Below are 17,289 nucleotides of genomic sequence, written 5' to 3'. Positions count from 1 at the left end.
GGGTCGGATGGAACAGAAGGGGCGGCTTGCGCCGCCCCTTAATATTGACTCAAAGCGGATATTATTTGTATTCGGTGACGCTCCTTATTGATTCCACGTGCACATTCGCCTTGGCGAATAATTCTTCGAGGCTTTTGCGGTCAGGAGCACTCCAACAGCAGATCGCCTGACTGTTTTCTTCGTCTATATAAGCTTTGTCCATGCAGATTTTGCTTCCTCCGGAAGCGGTAACAACCGCCTTTCAAGATGTGATTATTTGCTCTTTGGGCATTTTTGGAAGGGTAATTAGATATTTTGGCATAACCACCTCCTGTCTAACTATAGCCCGGATTATGAATGTGTCAAGGACAATCTGCAGCTGATTGCTCCAGCCAATTAATGTGGTCTGCTCGCCAAATTCTAAATTCGAAGCACGAAATGCTAAACAATAACCAATACCAAAATTCTAATGACCGAAACAGTGGACAACGAAACTTACATTACTACTCTTCTCTATTTTGACATTCACGAATACGAATTACGAATACGAGTTACGACCTGTGTGACGGATTCGAAATTTCTTTCTAGTCCTGCGATGGCAAATTTTTGGGAAATTAGGTTCGCGTCGTTACGGGATCAGTGTCACCCGGCCGGCGTTTTCCTTTGTCACGCGGCCAATGACAGCAAAATCTTTTTTGTAGTTTTGTTTGAATACTTCGAGCCGTTCTTCAGGCAGGGCAATGATCAACCCGCCAGAAGTCTCCGAGCCGAAGATCAAATTGACAAGATTTGAATCACTATCGCCCTTATCCACGCGGTTGCTGAAAGAATTCAGATTCATCGTGATACCTGGTTCGAAGATGCCTCGATCCAGAATTTCCACGGCCCCTTTGTGTACTGGTATTTTTTGCAGCGAAATTTCGATACCTGATTTGCTCGCTTCGCTCATTTCAACGAGGTGACCGATAAGACCGTATCCCGTGACGTCGGTCGCACCGTGCGCACCGGCCGCGCGCATAGCAATTGACGCATCTCGATTCAATGTGGTCATTGAATCTATAACGGATTTCATGTCTATACCCTCATCTTTATCCAAAAGCATTGCCTGGATTATGGTGCCAACGCCAACTGGTTTCGTCAGGATAATTACATCGTCAGTTTTTGCCCCTGCATTCGTGATTATTTTCAGGGGATGGATATAGCCTAAAACTGAAAGACCATACATAACTTCGGGCGAGGCAAAGGTGTGACCGCCGATGGTCGTGACGCTGGCTTCCCGCGCCTTGTCATTGCCGCCTTTTAGCATTTCACCGAGGATTTTGGGGTCACCCATGCCCGGATACCCAACGATGTTGAGCGCCAACTTGGGATCACCGCCCATTGCGTAGATGTCCGATATGCAGTTCGCTGCAGCGATCATGCCGAAAGTGTGCGCGTCCTCGACGACGGGTGTGAGAATGTCGATCGTTTTAACCAATGCAAGCTCGTCGTTCAGACGGTAGACACCTGCGTCGTCTGCGGTATTCGTACCAACCAGCAGGTCAGGATCCTCAACCGATGGCAAATATGCTAGTGCCTGCGCCAACTGCGCAGCTGAGAGTTTCGAAGCTCAGCCCGCGCATTTGACCGTGGCAAGTATGCCTTTCTTCTTGCTTTCAGTCATGGTTTTATTATAGTCATTGGCGGCTAAGTGTCAACTGATACAGACGAAAAAAGGGCAGCACGCTGAAACGTGCTGCCCTTGTGTTTTTTGGAGATGCTATTTCAGAAGGACCGCTTTCTCGACGATTTTGCTATTGGAGTCTTGCATGGATATGAAATAGACACCACTTGGTAATTTTCGATTAGTTTGGTCTGTACCATCCCAACTAATCTGCATAGCGCATGGGGCATTGGGTATAGTGTAAGAAAAATCTTTTACCAGGCGTCCTGCAGCGTCGTATATCTTGAGCGCTATCTGTCCTGCGCTCTGTTCGATGCCGAAGCTGATGGTCGTTTGCCTGGAGAATAGGGTAGGAGATACGCTCAGGGAAATGGCGTTAAGTTCCTCCGGAGTGTTCAGATCGTTTATTCCTGTCATGGACACCCAGACATCATCAATGTACCAGCCTTCAGCGTAGGTGCTGTAATCACTGACGAGTCTGAATCGCACGCGTACGGTCTGGCCTTGTAAACTGGCAAGAGAAAACGCTTCCTGTGACCATGTCGATTGAAGACCGTTGTATTCGTCGAGGGTCTGCCACCAACCCGAACCGTTCTCGATCTCCGCGTACGTATAATCCCAGTTCGTTTCTAAGTTGTATTGGTGATAAAAGGATAATATGCTATCCTGTGATACAATGAAATATGGGGACACGAGTGAAAGATCATTTTGGTTCAGATAGTGCCAGATGTTCTCTACGCCACAGTACCAGGAATGTGTTGGAGAATTGCTCTTGTGCTCGGTCAGGTGCCAATTGTCGTAAGTCCCCGAGTGTGTCCATTCTCCTTCGCCAGACTCCATGTCGTCGCTGAATCCTGATTGTGTTGTCACTAGATAAGGCACCGTTGACTCGTTTCCATCACCGAAGACAAGATTGAATTCTGCAAGGTGCGGATCAGGACAAGCCGCACTGATATCAAAAGTCCATGTTATGACATTGTCCACATCACCCGGCTCTATTTCAAAAGTGTCGACGTAGGAGGAAGTGACGGTGATATTCGGGTCGGTACATTCCACCGTAACCGGAAGCGTGTACACACTGCTTCCCATGTTCTTGGCATGGGCTGTGACTTCGATCTCTTCGCCTGGTTCTCCGTAACCGTTACCATTACCTGTAAGCTCTGTCACGGTCATGCCATAGTACACCATCTGAGATTCAGGGATGATGGATATCTCAGCTCCCTGGTATATCAGACGGTTCGACGCCTGGACAAAGACGATGATGCGACAATTGACTTCGTTCCAGCTCGCCTGGACGGTGAAATCCCTCGAGCGCATGATCGTATCCGAGGCTGGTACTGTGACCGCTTCACCTGTTGCATCGGGGATCATATCGCGCATTACCTGATCGAGTTCGGTCATCCCGCCACCCCAATTGTAGGGAATATTGTCCTCGACAAGGGCAAAGTGTATGTTTCCGCTCACCGGACTTCCAGTGGTGTTGGTTACTGTTGCTTCGATATTTCCCTGGTTCGTTGTTGAATCGTAATCACAGGTCAGTGTAATCTCCAACGGACTATCGACTGCTGCGCGTGTTGTCACGTGATGCCGGAAAAACGGGTACATGGTGCCCGTGTTTAGCCCGCCGACCTCGGATATTGCCCCATCGAACCAAGTAGTAGGTGTTCCGGATATACCATAGTAAGCTTCACGCGCTTCGGCTTCAGCAGTGTTGAACGGGTCACTGGACCATACATGGTACGATATTACCGTCAATGTATCATAAGCACGGGGATATATTTCGGCAAGACCTCTTGCCGTACCTGGACAGTATGGTCACGTCGTAGCCGTGAATTCCTCGACTACAACCGTTCGTTGACTGCTATATGCTACTGCAGTCAACAGCAGGCACAAAATAAGTATTTTTTTCATATCGAACCTCCTTTTCTGGTCGATGATAGCCGAACCCGATATTGTGCCAATATTGAGACGGCCTCTTATTATTCATTTACAAATTTATTCCCTTCGCCGGACATCTTCCCGAAAGGATGAGCGCGATCCCTGAGATCAGAGATAAGGAAGCACCGAGCAAAAGGGCTGTCTGAAAACCAAATTTCTGCCACAAATAACCCATCAGCAGATTGGCAGGAAGCAGTGTTATACCTACAACAGTGTGGTATACTCCGAACGCTGTTGCGCGTATTTCTGATGTGGTCAGATCGGCAACGTATGCACGCAAGTTTCCCTCGGTGAATCCATAATACAAACCGTAGATTATGAATATGAACCAGATAACTACGGGGCTGTGATTGAAAGAGAATGCGCTGTAGCAGATTGAAAAAATGATGAAACCCAGGAAGATCGTTTTGCGCCGGCCAATACGGTCTGACAGCACGCCTGCCGGAAAAGCCCATAGGAAGTACGAGACATTGAATGCAAGCCAGACCAGCGGTATCATCGTTGCGGATACTCCAATATTTCTTGCTCTCAATAATAGAAATGCATCGGAGGAGTTGCCGAGAGTGAAAATCACCATAATTATCAGGAATACCTTCAGGCGTGAATCTATCTGCCTCAGGGAAAATTTGAATACCCGCTTTGCTTCCGGTACTATTTCACGAACGCCAAGAAGGATGATAGCGATGGCTACGATTCCTGGCACGATCGCAAGACCGAATAGCAGCCTGTAGTTATCTCCTGATAGTGCAAGAACTATGAATGCAGTCAATGGGCCGAGCATTGCACCGAGGGTATCCAGTGTTCGGTGGAACCCGTATGTGCGTCCGAAATATGCATCCTTCGAAGAATCGGCGATCAGGGCATCGCGTGGTGCAGTTCTGATACCTTTGCCCACCCGATCAGAGAAACGGAGCATGAGGACATGCCATCCCTGAATAGCAAAGGCGAGCAGTGGTTTCACTAAAGCAGATAGACTATAGCCGATTATGATGAACAACTTCCTCTTTTTGAGGCGGTCTGATATGTAACCCGAGAAGGTTTTGAGAATGCTTGCGGTTGACTCAGCGATCGCTTCGATCAGACCTATGAACAAAGGTTGAACCTTAAGTACTTCTTTCAAGAATACCGGGATAATGGGGTAGGCCATCTCGGTCGAGAGGTCAGTGAATAAGCTAACCAGACCGAGAGACAGGATGTTCTTACCGAGCCATCTTATTCTCTGGTTATTTTTTTTCTCCATCTAGTTCGCACGCAGGATATATACATACACAGTATCTACTGAACCTGTAACATCGATCGGATAGCTACCTTGTAACCAGCCAGGATTCAGTGTGCTGTCAATTCCGATGATAACCATGCCCGTTCCCTGTCTCTTGTTTGTACCGTAGCATACGCTGTCCATTTCAAAGAAACCAGGGATTGAATCCTGCGTCATTGTTGTGTCGTAACGAATTCTATTGCTGTTTATATCGTACGGATTGATCAGCTCGACTATCTGGATTATCATGCCGTCAACGCCCAGTTGTGTATCATTGTCTCGTATATAGCCGTACAGATGACAAATGAACGGAATTTCTTCTTCTTCTGTGCAGCCTATGACGACGATGGATATTAGAATGATTGCAAACAACAGAACTTTTTTCATAAGCACCTCATGGCTAGTATAAATATCACACTTGCAAAGTCAAGGCGTTTGAATATAATGGGATCTGTATGAAGGTATTGGTCTTGGCAGTTCCAATCGGGGCTGGTCACATGAAGGCGGCAAAGGCAATAATGCAGGCACTTCAAGAGATCGCCCCACACACTACAATAAGGTTTGAAAATTGCTTTGATTGGGTGTACCCCCTTTACGGAAAAGCATACAAGAAGATATATGATTTTGCGCAGAAGAATGCACTAGGTTTGATAAAATTCTTTTACGGGGGGGTGGGGGTAGAGTCTGGTTCTTCACAATTCATGTACGACTACCACAAAATCCTGGCCGGCAGGTTCTCTTTATTGCTCAAAGAATATCAACCGGATTATGTACTGTCCACGCATTTCTCGCCGGGCTATTTTTCGGCTCTTTTCAAGAAGGATTTTGGATACAGAATGGGTATTGTAGTTACTGATTATTACGTTCATCCTCATTGGGTGAACAAAGAAATGGACCACTACTTTATCCCTCATGAAAATCTGGTTGATCAAATCGTAGCATACGGTGCCGGGAGAGAACAGGTGTTTCCTTATGGCATCCCAATCGGCCTTGAGCTTGAAGCCGGGATCGACAAGAATGCTGCGCGTAAGAGATTCGGCCTCTCCCGCGATAGGATTTCGGCAACAATAATGGGCAGTCGCGTGTTTGGCGGCGAATGGTTCGAAGTAACGCGTGAACTGGTAGATTTCGATTACGATCTACTGGTATTGTGTGGTGATAACAAGGAAGTCGCTGACAAGATTAGTAAACTGAAGAGCAAATCAAATTTAAAGGTTCTGGGTATGGTCGAACGTATATATGATTTGATCGGGACGACTGATATCTTGATAACCAAGGCCGGTGGTATCACGAGCACTGAAGCTTCCCAGGCAGCACCAGTACTTCTATTTGCCAACTCGATCGCCGGGCTTGAGGACAAGAACGAAGATTTCTTTGTAAAGCACGGCGCCGCGCGTGTGATAGATAAAGAAAATGCCAGTCAGGTCATGGGAGAGTTGTTGGCTGATAAGCAGCAGATGGACCAAATGCGCGTGAATCTGCGGCGTATCGGGAAAAAGAAAACAGCGATCAATATTGCCCGAACGATAATAGGGACAGGCTACTTTTTTTAAGGCCTTCAGAATCATGCCCCGCATCGCAAGAGGTCTTGCCGATGGATTCGTTTACCATGTTCTGAATCGAGGTAATGGAAAACAACAAGTATTTCACAAAGAGAAAGACTACGATGCTTTTTTGTACTTGGCGGAGGAAGCTAAGACAAGGATACCGATATCTATTTTTGCTTATTGCGTAATGCCAAATCACTTCCACTTCGTCGTCATGCCCGAGAGGGGAGAAGATCTCAGTAGATGGATGCAGTGGTTTATGACAAGCCATGTTCGGCGTTATCATGGTCACTATCGTACGTGCGGACATGTTTGGCAGGGCCGCTTCAAGAGTTTCATTGCGAAACAGGATGAGCATCTGATAAATCTGGTCAGATATGTTGAAGGGAATCCCGTGAGAGCAGGTTTGGTTACAACAGCGGCGGACTGGCGATGGTCTTCCCATTCGTTTAGAATTGCGGGTGAGAAGTGTGTCCTAACAGATGAATTGCCAGTGCATTTGCCTGAAAATTGGGGAGAGTTGGTCGACGAGCCACTGCCGGGAATTGAGCTTGAGCAATTAAGGACATGCATTCGGCGACAAGGACCTTATGGTGATGAAGAATGGCGTGCCGAAGTATGCAGGGAATTGGGGATAGAGATAACGATCAGGCCCAGGGGGAGGCCTAAAAAAAAGTAGCCTGTCCCTATTATGGAGCGCGAGAGATTTGCTGAACTGGTGCGTGAAGCACTTGATGGTTTACCTCCAATATTCCGTAAGAAAATAAGCAATATTCAAGTTGTTGTTGAAGAAGAGCCCATAGAACAAGACAGTTTGCTGGGTCTTTATCAAGGTGTGCCATTCAAGCACCGCGGCATCTGGTATGGGAACGTTTTGCCTGACCGCATAACCCTTTTCAAGAGAAATATCGAGCGCATAAGCCGAACCGATGAAGAGATAAAGGAATGGGTGCATGAGGTGCTCATCCATGAGATTGGTCACTATTTTGGATTCAGTGAAACGGATCTGCGCAGGCTCAATAGCGAATAACTCAAAATTTGAACCTTTTTGCCTCCGAGCGAGTTGTTATTATAGGAGGTAGCATGCAAAGAACAATCGAATACTTGATTTTTGGCATCATTGTCTGCGTTCTTGGTTGTTCACCTGGATATGTCGAAAAAACATACGTCGAGAAGATTGTAACAAATCAGGGTGCTGTTGTTGAAGTGAATGGAGCAAGGTTTGAGATCCCGCCAAATAGCGTAACTGATTCAACGCTGATAAGGTTCGGGAAACATGTGTTCGGAAAACGGGTTCGTGCACAGGGTTTTGTTTTCTTAGGGGAGTCCTATGTCATTGAGCCTGAGACGCTTGTATTTGATAAACCCGTCGAAATCGTGCTCGACACAGGAAACGGAGATATAGGTCTTGGAGTAATGGTCAGCAATGGATTTGTTCCATTAGCCAATACGCAGGTCAAAGGCAGTACACTGACTGCGCGATTGTGGCATGGTGGTGAATATGTTTTGACAAAGAACCCTGACAAATACGGTATTGTTGAGCACACGAAAACCAAAGAGGGTTTGTTGGTCGTCGCTGATATTTATGTTGGCGACTACATTGAGAATTTCAAGAAAACTCTGAAACAGAATGGATATACTCTGCCGGTCTGGGTATTCCGTTACAATCACAAGCAAACCATTGAGGATAATGCCAGGTTCTTGCATGACGAGCTCAAGAGGCTGCACGATGAATATGGACAATTCCGTATGGACGTCGTCAGCTTCGGGATCGGTGGTCTAGTCACACATCGCTATCTGACCGATACCTCGTATTATCAGAAAGACATTTCATCCGCAGTCATTGCGATCGGCACGCCCTTCGCTGGGTCAAATTTTGCTGATCTGGAATATGCACTTGAAGGAAACAGTCCTTTCCGGTTTTTCTTCATAGATGGAATGGGTGATAATGCTCGGGCATTAGTACCCGGCTCAGAATTTATTGCCCGTGTGCAGGAGAGAAGAAATCTGCCAGGGTTCCATTATTATGATGACCCCACAGAGAATAAGAACTTTGTGTCTCTGCGTGGTCAGAGGAGCTTCGATGGCAATCTTGCTGAGGAGGTTTCTGGTGATGGGCTAGTGTCGATGAGGTCAGCAATGCTGACCGCAATTGAACCGGCGGTTTTTGAACTGCATCACTTTGATCTATATGAAAGCGCAAATGTCCATGAAGTTGCTGCTAATTTTGTCGTATTGTATCGAGACTATAGTTGGCCCATGCTGTTTTCAGCGGCATGGAATGGCCGGGAATCCTACGTGAAGATCAACAATACCTGGGAGAGGGAAGTAAAACTCCATTTCCGTGATGATACAGATTTCGACATCTTGCTTGAATTCAACGAGAACATGCTGAATTCTGCACCACAGAATGCGATTCTCATCACTAACGGTGACTACGACACATACCCTGCGTGGTATTTACAGGAGAAGGGTATCCGTAATGATGTCATCATCGTGAACCGTAGTCTTTTGAATATTAGAGATTACGCGCGCTACCTGATACTAGTAGGGTTACCTCTCGCTATGTCTGACGAGGAGTTGGATAGGATCGAGCATAAGAGAGAAAACGGCAGCATGGTAACCATTTCCGATCAATTGATGCATGCTCTCTTGATGCAGAAAGTTAGACCAGTCGTTTTCTCGACAACCCTGTACCAGCCTGAAAAATATGGATATCCGCTTAAATTGTCAGGTTTGGTGTATGAATTAATTGAATCTGACATCGACGTTGTTCGCACGAAACGTCTCTTGCTCGAAGAATTCAAATTTGAGAGGTTGTTTTCCAGGTCGATCGATTCCGTTGATATTAATCTGCGGAATATGATAAAAAACTATGCCGCGATAGCATATCAACTTGCAGCTGCTCTGGAAGATTCAGGAAGATACTCAGAAGCGATCGAAATGCTGGAGTTTGCACGTCGGTTCGGTGAAGAGCCGACTTTTTATTATAACGAAGCAAAGATGTATTTCAAAATGGGTAAGAAAGATATGGCTGCTGATGTGCTCGAAAGGTTATTACGACTTGAAGCAGGAGACACGAAGTTGACAAAGGAAGTGGCGCGGATGTATCATGACAATGATATGAGTGGAAAGGCTGTGGCGCTTCTGGCTAATCTCTTGAGGGATAATCCGGAAGACAAGGAATTGACTGATTTGATACGGAAATACCAGGAGGAGTGATCGGTTACTCCGGTTCGGTTCTCTTTGAACTGTATAAGAAGTTTAAAAAGGGCGATGAGAAGGCTTTCGAAGATCTTTATGGGCGATTGAGCGGAAGCCTTTTCAACTATTGCGTTCGATTAATAGGAGACTGGTATTATGCGGAGGACATCCTTGTGCAGACTTTTACCAAACTGGCCCATTCGGACCTCGATGAGCGGGGAAATCTCAAAGCATGGTTATATCGTGTCGCGACCAACTGTTGCTACAGTTACTTTAGAAAGAAGAAAACTGAATCGAAATGTTTTGAGCAGCAGCTGCATAATTTTGTGTCGAACCCGGGCCATGATTTCACCGAGGAACTGAGGGTTCAGAAATTTCTTGATACGCTGCCCGAATATCAAAGGATTGTGGTTGTTTTGAAGTTTTACGAGCACATGACTTATAACGATATAGCTGAGGTTTTGTGCTGCCCAGTAGGAACGGTGAAATCAAGGATGCATAATGGTTTGAAAAAGTTGAGGAGTTTGATTGAGAAGTAAAGATATTTTCGATGATAAGGTCTGTCAGGGTATCAAGTCCTTCGACAAAATCAGGATAGGAGAACAGTATGAAATGCACAGAGATTAGTAAATATATGCTTGATAATGTTCTTGAAGAATTGCCCGCAGAACTCCAGATACAGGTGAATGAACACATCGCGACCTGTCAGAAATGTCACGCTGAAATGAGACATGTGGAGGCGACGGTTTCTGCCTTCAAGAACTCGGCTAGGTTTAGACCATCACCCGATATCTATGCTAAAATCAGGAGTCAGCTCCGCGTGCAAAAGCCCAGGAGTGCACGACTCCTGGGTGTCCCAAGGAGTTTAGTCTATGCGTTCGGTGCCTTCCTCCTGGGTGTTACCATGACAAGATCAATTGATACATTTGTGACTAAAAATGCTGAGCCGGTTCGGATCGAGGTAAGGCAGGAGACGCCGCAGAGAGGTCCTTTTTCTGATACAGTTGAGTTTTATGCGGTGCCGGCGAAGAATCTAGCGAGAATATAGACGGTGGGATTACTTCGCGCGCAATTGCGTGAAGGTTTATATTCCGAGTTCGTTCCTGGCAGCATGGCTAAGGATAGTTGTGATTACCGGGTCCCTGAGTATTTCGATCAATTTCTGCCAGGTGTCGAAATTGCGTTCTTTTATGCGGTCGACGTTTTTCTTTATTTCCGAATAGATGGGTTCACTCTTGTTGAGTTCGTCCTGAATTGATCTAATTTCCTCGATTATCAGTTCCTTCGAATCATCCCCCAGGTCTGTAAGTTCACTCGCCTGTTTTGATAGGGCATCGAACTGTCGGAGTATGTCGGTGGAGACATGCCGGGTAGTAGGTTGCAGCGGAAAGTGCACATTGAACTCACATTCATCTTCGACAAGGTCGACACCTCTCGGTGTGATCCGGGCACCGACGAACACGCTGCCTTCGAGCGGTTTCGACAATTCGACGTATCCTTTTTCCTCGAGGTAGATGATGTTGAAATGCAATTCCTTCAGACTAATGTTCAGTGTATCTTTGAATTCCTTTGGAGTTACTCTGTTATATGGATGTTCTGTGAAGCTTTCATATAATATCTGTAGGATCTTCCGCCGAATTTCATTGTTATTCATAGGAAATTGTATGTATAACGTCTCTGTAGTCAAGAGAAGGTACGTCCCGTAAAGGCCACTGAGAAACGGAGAAGCTGAGACTGGAAGACACGGTGGTACGGAGAAACACAGAAGTTAAGAAGATGAGAGGATATGAAGATGAGAAACGAAATTAACGAGATTAACGAAAGTAACGCAATTAACGTTTTCGTATTGACTTTTGGTTGATTTGGTGTATCATTCTGGGATGGAAGAGCGGCTGAAAAAACTCAATAAATTGAAAGAATTAGGAGTAAATCCATATCCCTACAAATTCGACCGTTCACACAATTTTCAACAGATAAAAACGCAGTTCGAGACATTGAGTAAAACTGAAGAGAAGATCCGGACATGTGGACGAATTATTACAGTTCGCGGCCACGGCAAGACTCTCTTTGCTACACTGTCTGATGAATCTGAGCGTGTACAGTTGTATTTCAGAAAGGACAAACTTGCGGAAAAGTTCGAACTTTTTCAGTATTTCGATGCTGGTGATTTTGTCGGGGTGAACGGCAGTGTTTTCAAAACGAAGACGGGTGAAATAACCGTGCTTGTCGACGACTATGTGCTTCTTTCTAAGGCTTTGCGTCCATTACCAGAAAAATGGCATGGCCTGAAGGATATCGAGATCCGCTATCGCCAGCGTTATCTTGATCTGATCGCTAATCCCGAAGTCAGGGATAGTTTCAGGAAAAGAACTCAATTGATATCTTTGATGCGCACTTTCCTGGACGAACGCGGGTTTATGGAAGTCGAGACGCCGGTGCTTCAATCGATATACGGGGGTGCGGCGGCTAATCCTTTCAAGACATACTACAATGCCCTTGAACAGGATATGTTCCTGCGGATCGCGGATGAATTATACTTAAAAAGGTTGATCGTCGGAGGCCTAGAAAAAGTCTACGAAGTGTGTCGTGATTTCCGTAACGAAGGTATAGACCGCATGCATAATCCCGAATTCACAATGCTCGAATTGTACCAGGCATATTCAGACTATAATGACATAATGGAATTGGTTGAACATTTAATGGAGTTCCTTGTAAAACAGAGAAGTAATGAAAATAGGTTGAAATTCCTGGAGAGGGAGATCGAATTTCGACGGCCATTCAGGAGAGTGAAATACACTGAAGCCCTGAAAAGCAAATTGGGGATAGATGTGCTTGATGTGCAAGACTCCGAAATTGACAGGCAATGCGAGCGCCACGGTATAGACTGCAAAAAACTCTCGCTTGGTTCGAAGATCGACAAACTCTTCGGTGAACTGGTGCAGAAAGAGCTCATGGAGCCCACTTTCGTGATCGACTATCCTAAGATGATATCGCCCCTTGCCAAGACGCATCGCACTGATGAGCGTCTTGTCGAACGATTTGAATTCATTATGTTCGGGGTGGAGATTGCCAACGCGTTTTCCGAACTGAATGACCCAATGGAGCAGCGAATACGTTTCGAGGCTCAAATTGCGCACCATGAAGATGGTATTCGGCAGATCGATGAGGACTTCATTCGTGCCCTCGAACATGGTATGCCACCGACGGGCGGTATTGGTATCGGTATTGACCGTCTGTGCATGGTTCTCCTCAACCTTCCATCGATCCGCGATGTCATACTCTTTCCGCAATTGCGGAAGGAAACCACGGATAATCCTTGATTGCCTTCAAACGCCCCATCATGTTTTCTACGTGTTCATGTCATATAACCGTCAATTGCCTTAGATTGCCCTTCGGGCCTCGTGTTTAGTGAACACTGAATTCTTTGTCGCACGTCGTTACCTGCTGTCACGCAGGAGAAAATTCCTTTCGTTCTCTACGATAATTGCCATCGGCGGGATTTTCGTCGGTGTTGCCGCGCTCTTGATTACACTTTCGATGATGAACGGTTTCCAGAACGAACTGCGTCGACGGATACTTGGCGGAACACCGCACATTATTGTTCGCAAATACTTCAACGAACCCATTCGCGATTATGGCAGTGTGATGCAAACATTGGAAAAATACGATTTTATTCAAGCCTCGGCGCCATTTGTGTACCAGAAGTCGGTCATCAAATACAGGCAACACCTTGACGGGGTTGTCATAAAGGGTGTTGATGATAAGTTGGAGACGGATATCACCGAGATAGGGCAGAAGATGATCAGTGGAGCCTTCAAACTTGACGGCGGCTGTGTCATCGGAGTTGAACTCGCCCATAGTCTTGGCGTGAGTATTGGCGATTCGCTTGTTATCGCCTTGCCTTTCGGGGATCAACTTGGTTTGGTGCCTCGGGCGAAAAGAGTTATTCTCAACGGTATATTCGATTTTGGTTATTATGATTACAATGCCACTCTAATTTTCATGGATCTGAAGGATGTCCAGTCATTATTCGAAATGGGCAAAAGCATAAGCGGTGTTGCGGTGAAGGTCGATGATATATACAGAGCTCCGCAATATTCCCGGCGTATTGAGAACGACCTTGGCTATCCGTACCGTGCACAAGATTGGATTGAATCCAACCGGTCTGTTTTTGCCGCACTGAAGATAGAAAAAATCATTACTTTTATTGTGTTGGTCTTGATCATAATAGTTGCTGGTTTCAATATTGTGGGCACGCTAATAAATATGGTGAAGAAGAAGACAAAAGAGATAGGAATCATGCGGTCGTTTGGTTTTACTGCCCGGCAGATCATGCGGGTGTTCATATATCATGGTAGCATCATCGGTCTCATCGGGACAACTCTCGGGTTGGCGTTCGCATTTTTCGCGTGTACGATTCTTGATAAGTATCAGGTTTCTTTGCCTGGCGATATCTATTTCATTGAAACACTACCTGTGGAAATGGATGTGAATGACTTCATTATAACTGCAGTGGCAGCGATCTTGATAAGTTTTGTTTCGACCATATACCCGGCAAAAAGAGCGACCGAACTCACCGCCGTTGAGGCATTGCGTAATGAGTGATATCATCCTCGACACCTCCGATCTTAGCAAGACATATTATCTGAAGAACGAGACTATCGATGTTCTCCATGGTGTTGACCTTAAGGTCAAGAAAGGCAGTTTTGTAGTGATTCTCGGCCCTTCGGGGAGCGGCAAATCGACCTTGTTGCATCTAATAAGTGGTCTTGACCGGCCGACCGGCGGGACCGTTGTCTTTGATTCTGTTGATATCACTTCTCACGATGATATTCGTCTATCGCAGGTCAGGAATAAAAAGATGGGATTCGTCTTTCAGTTTCATCACCTTCTATCCGAATTTTCATGTCTGGAAAATGTCGCTTTACCGGCATTGGTCAACGGCGTTACGCCGCCGATCGCGTATCAAAAAGCACTCGATTTGCTGGAGAGATTCGACATCGGAGATAAACAGCACCGTCTACCCGATGAGATCTCCGGTGGGGAGCGTCAGCGAGTGGCAATAGCCAGGGCGATGGTCAATGACCCTCTGATAATCTTCGCTGATGAGCCGACAGGCAATCTCGACGAGGGTAATACGAATAAACTGCTCGAAGTATTTGGCAGTCTAAAAGACGAAGATAGGACGATCGTCCTTGTTACACATTCGTTGGATATTGCGAAGGTGGGCACTCAGGTTTACAGGTTGAAGGAAGGAAGGCTATATGCTGTGTGACGACTGTAAGAACAAGCCGGCCTCGATTTTTTTTAAGGAAGTACTGCCCGATAAAACTGTTGAATTGCATCTCTGCGATGAGTGTGCATCCAAACGAGGACTGCTTGGAACTAAGAAATTATCGCCCCTGGAGATTCTTCAGAAGCTGCTTAGGCAGAAGAGTGCCCAGGACGAAAAAGTGATCTGCCCGAGTTGTTACATGTCTTTGGCTGAATTCAAGAGAGTGGGACGGTTCGGTTGTGCTCAATGCGTTGCTACGTTTGATGATCACATCAGGCATCTAATCAAGCAGATCCATCAGAGCGATCGTCATATAGGCAGGAAGTCTTCTTCCGGCACCAAGGAAGGGTTTGAGATCTACAAGTTACGAGAAGACCTCAAGAAAGCCCTGGACAGTGAAGCGTATGAAGATGCTGCTAAGATAAGGGATAAACTCAAGGGCTATGGTGTCGAAGATGTTTGATAATATCCGCTGGCTGATCCCCTCATCGGACAAAACACTGCCGTGCGGGGAGGAGAGTGAGATCGTCGTGTCATCACGCATAAGAATCGCCCGGAACCTTGACAGTATTCCTTTTGAATTGAAGATGAAACAATCCGATGCTGAATATCTGATCGGTTTGATACGTTCGATAATAGATGGCAAAATAAATGGTGAGTTCCTGAATTTGCGTGAGTTGAAACCGTTGGAGAGAGAATCACTACTCGAATGCCATCTTGTTTCGCCTGGTTTTATCACCAAGGAGAAACCCACAAGCGTATTCATAAGTGAGGGCGGAAATCTTTCAGTGATGATAAATGAAGAAGACCACTTGCGGTTTCAAGGCATCGGTTGCGGCCTGAATTTCACCAATCTCTCAAGCGAAGTGTTCAGAACCGAAGAGTTCATCGGTGACAACGTCAGTTTTGCATATAATGATGGCTATGGTTTTCTTACCTCATGCCTCACCAATATCGGGACGGGGATGAGGGCATCGGTGTTCATGCATCTTCCCGGTCTGGTTTTTACGAATGAGGTCGAGAAGGTATTGAAGGGTGCACTTCAGATAGGTATGACCGTTAGAGGCATTTATGGAGAGGGAAGTGAGATCAGGGGAAGCCTTTTTCAAATATCGAACCAGTATACGATTGGTTTCAAAGAGGATGATCTGCTCGAGAGAATAACGAAACTGGCGAAGATGATTATCGATATTGAGAAAAAAGCTCGTGATGTCATAATGACGAAGGCACGCAGTGAGTTTGAAGACAAGATTTTTCGCAGCGTGGCGATTCTAAGAGCTGCACGGACCATTAACAGTATCGAAGTTCTCAATTTGCTGTCTGCGTTAAGGTTCGGTGTCGGCGTTGGGATTGTCAAAGACATAACACTACAGACGCTCAATGAAATAATGGTCATATCAAGGCCAGCAAACATTCAACTTTATTTCGGCGAGTTATTGGAAGAACAGGACAGGGACATCAGACGCGCCGAATACATTAGAAAACGACTCGGTACTGATGGGCAGTCCTGAGATCGCAGAGTTCATTAACTGACACTTTACCGCAACTTAACGGATGAAAAAAACATCGGGGAAGAAAAGAATAACCGGACCGTCGGCTAATAACAATCTGGAACGTGCCGATACAGACGAGATTGTTTTTCTTGGTACTGGCGGCGCGCGATATGTAATCGCTAAGCAGTTAAGGGCAACTGGTGGTATGTTGTTCAGAATCGGGGGCAGGAATGTGCTCGTTGATCCTGGTCCCGAATCACTGTATCGGCTTCTGACCTACCTGCCAGAATTCAGCCCAGAAAGAATCGACGCCATAATCCTTACACACAAGCACATCGACCACAGTGGGGATGTTAACGTCTATCTCGATGTCATGACCAAGGGCGGTAATAACAGACGTGGTCTTTTGTTGGCTCCTTCTGATGCCTTTGGAGAAGATGGCGTCATTCATAAATACCTTCTCGGATTTCTCGATGAGACCATTATTATCAGAAAGGACCTTAACTTCAGACTTGGAAACCTACAATTCCTATTTCCTGTCAGACATGAGCACCGTGTGGAAACTTACGGATTCAGACTTTCGTATAAGGAACACACCATCTCCTACGTAACAGATACGAAGTATTTCCCAGAACTCATTTCCGCGTATCGGGCGGACGTGATCATAATGAATTTGATTAAGTTGGGGCCCTCTGAGATAGACCATTTATCTGTCGATGATTGTGCCGAAATAATATCCGGGATCAAGCCAAAGGTGGCGATCATCACACATTTCGGCATGACGATGTTAAGAACTGGCCCTTGGAATGTTGCGCGGCAATTGAAAGAAAGAACCGGGATCACCGTGCTGGCGGCAGAGGACGGGAAGCATTATACGATTGAGAAATTGCTTTCCTACGGGGAGTCATGACGATTCCGGTAGATCAACGGTA

Annotated in this window: 17 protein-coding genes and 1 pseudogene; 12 read left to right on the top strand and 6 right to left on the bottom strand. The window is 46.0% G+C overall.

Annotated elements, in window-relative coordinates; translation table 11 throughout:
- Positions 1 to 61: 61 nt before the first annotated feature.
- From OEV79_02040 to OEV79_02020, 5 genes and pseudogenes are all read right to left on the bottom strand, one after another.
- Positions 62 to 202 (bottom strand): hypothetical protein, encoded by a 141-nt coding sequence (locus OEV79_02040; GenBank protein MDH4210212.1) that lies wholly within the window; start codon positions 200 to 202, stop codon positions 62 to 64.
- A 405-nt stretch (positions 203 to 607) separates the two neighbouring features.
- Positions 608 to 1,570, bottom strand: a pseudogene (gene selD / locus OEV79_02035) (selenide, water dikinase SelD).
- Between the two features lie 168 nt (positions 1,571 to 1,738).
- A complete protein-coding gene (locus tag OEV79_02030; protein ID MDH4210211.1) occupies positions 1,739 to 3,397 on the bottom strand; it encodes an Omp28-related outer membrane protein in 1,659 nt (552 codons plus the stop codon).
- Between the two features lie 232 nt (positions 3,398 to 3,629).
- Entirely contained in the window at positions 3,630 to 4,820 is a 1,191-nt protein-coding gene (locus OEV79_02025; GenBank protein ID MDH4210210.1) for an MFS transporter, read from the bottom strand.
- A complete protein-coding gene (locus OEV79_02020) occupies positions 4,821 to 5,225 on the bottom strand; it encodes a hypothetical protein (protein ID MDH4210209.1) in 405 nt (134 codons plus the stop codon).
- A gap of 68 nt (positions 5,226 to 5,293) precedes the next feature.
- Here OEV79_02020 and OEV79_02015 point away from each other — a divergent pair, with 68 nt between their 5' ends.
- The 6 genes from OEV79_02015 to OEV79_01990 all read left to right on the top strand — a co-directional run bounded on the left by OEV79_02015 (position 5,294) and on the right by OEV79_01990 (position 10,637).
- Positions 5,294 to 6,391: a hypothetical protein gene (locus OEV79_02015; protein MDH4210208.1), complete on the top strand. Its 1,098-nt coding sequence runs from the start codon at positions 5,294 to 5,296 to the stop codon at positions 6,389 to 6,391.
- A gap of 13 nt (positions 6,392 to 6,404) precedes the next feature.
- Positions 6,405 to 7,064 (top strand): transposase, encoded by a 660-nt coding sequence (locus OEV79_02010; protein MDH4210207.1) that lies wholly within the window; start codon positions 6,405 to 6,407, stop codon positions 7,062 to 7,064.
- Positions 7,065 to 7,076: 12 nt separating this feature from the next.
- A complete protein-coding gene (locus OEV79_02005; protein ID MDH4210206.1) occupies positions 7,077 to 7,415 on the top strand; it encodes a metallopeptidase family protein in 339 nt (112 codons plus the stop codon).
- 53 nt (positions 7,416 to 7,468) lie between these two features.
- The gene (locus OEV79_02000; protein ID MDH4210205.1) at positions 7,469 to 9,607 is read left to right on the top strand and encodes a tetratricopeptide repeat protein; all 2,139 of its coding nucleotides are present in this window, start codon (positions 7,469 to 7,471) and stop codon (positions 9,605 to 9,607) included.
- Positions 9,604 to 10,128 (top strand): RNA polymerase sigma factor, encoded by a 525-nt coding sequence (locus OEV79_01995; protein ID MDH4210204.1) that lies wholly within the window; start codon positions 9,604 to 9,606, stop codon positions 10,126 to 10,128. The genes OEV79_02000 and OEV79_01995 overlap by 4 nt, the downstream gene beginning before the upstream one ends.
- 68 nt (positions 10,129 to 10,196) lie before the next feature.
- Positions 10,197 to 10,637 carry a hypothetical protein gene (locus OEV79_01990; protein MDH4210203.1) on the top strand — a complete coding sequence of 147 codons (441 nt, stop codon included), beginning with the start codon at positions 10,197 to 10,199 and terminating at the stop codon, positions 10,635 to 10,637.
- Positions 10,638 to 10,673: 36 nt separating this feature from the next.
- Here the strand turns inward: OEV79_01990 and OEV79_01985 are convergent, their stop codons facing one another.
- On the bottom strand, positions 10,674 to 11,243 hold the full coding sequence (locus OEV79_01985) for a transcriptional regulator (protein ID MDH4210202.1): 570 nt from the start codon (positions 11,241 to 11,243) through the stop codon (positions 10,674 to 10,676).
- A 226-nt stretch (positions 11,244 to 11,469) separates the two neighbouring features.
- Here OEV79_01985 and lysS point away from each other — a divergent pair, with 226 nt between their 5' ends.
- The 6 genes from lysS to OEV79_01955 all read left to right on the top strand — a co-directional run bounded on the left by lysS (position 11,470) and on the right by OEV79_01955 (position 17,267).
- Positions 11,470 to 12,909, top strand: coding sequence for a lysine--tRNA ligase (gene lysS, locus OEV79_01980; protein MDH4210201.1), 1,440 nt, complete (start codon positions 11,470 to 11,472; stop codon positions 12,907 to 12,909).
- An 88-nt stretch (positions 12,910 to 12,997) separates the two neighbouring features.
- Positions 12,998 to 14,194: an ABC transporter permease gene (locus tag OEV79_01975; protein ID MDH4210200.1), complete on the top strand. Its 1,197-nt coding sequence runs from the start codon at positions 12,998 to 13,000 to the stop codon at positions 14,192 to 14,194.
- Positions 14,187 to 14,864 carry an ABC transporter ATP-binding protein gene (locus OEV79_01970; protein MDH4210199.1) on the top strand — a complete coding sequence of 226 codons (678 nt, stop codon included), beginning with the start codon at positions 14,187 to 14,189 and terminating at the stop codon, positions 14,862 to 14,864. The genes OEV79_01975 and OEV79_01970 overlap by 8 nt, the downstream gene beginning before the upstream one ends.
- The gene (locus tag OEV79_01965; GenBank protein MDH4210198.1) at positions 14,854 to 15,327 is read left to right on the top strand and encodes a UvrB/UvrC motif-containing protein; all 474 of its coding nucleotides are present in this window, start codon (positions 14,854 to 14,856) and stop codon (positions 15,325 to 15,327) included. Before OEV79_01970 ends, OEV79_01965 begins: the two co-directional genes overlap by 11 nt.
- Positions 15,320 to 16,375 carry a protein arginine kinase gene (locus OEV79_01960; GenBank protein ID MDH4210197.1) on the top strand — a complete coding sequence of 352 codons (1,056 nt, stop codon included), beginning with the start codon at positions 15,320 to 15,322 and terminating at the stop codon, positions 16,373 to 16,375. Before OEV79_01965 ends, OEV79_01960 begins: the two co-directional genes overlap by 8 nt.
- Positions 16,376 to 16,418: 43 nt before the next feature.
- Positions 16,419 to 17,267, top strand: a complete 849-nt coding sequence (locus OEV79_01955; protein MDH4210196.1) for an MBL fold metallo-hydrolase — start codon at positions 16,419 to 16,421, stop codon at positions 17,265 to 17,267.
- Positions 17,268 to 17,289 lie beyond the last annotated feature (22 nt).

Source organism: candidate division WOR-3 bacterium, from assembly GCA_029858255.1.
In the GTDB taxonomy this organism is placed as follows: Bacteria; Hydrothermota; Tepidihabitantia; order SM23-42; family SM23-42; genus SM23-42.
The sequence above is the reverse complement of the archived record's forward strand: the minus strand, read 5'-3'. Positions and strand labels throughout refer to the sequence as shown.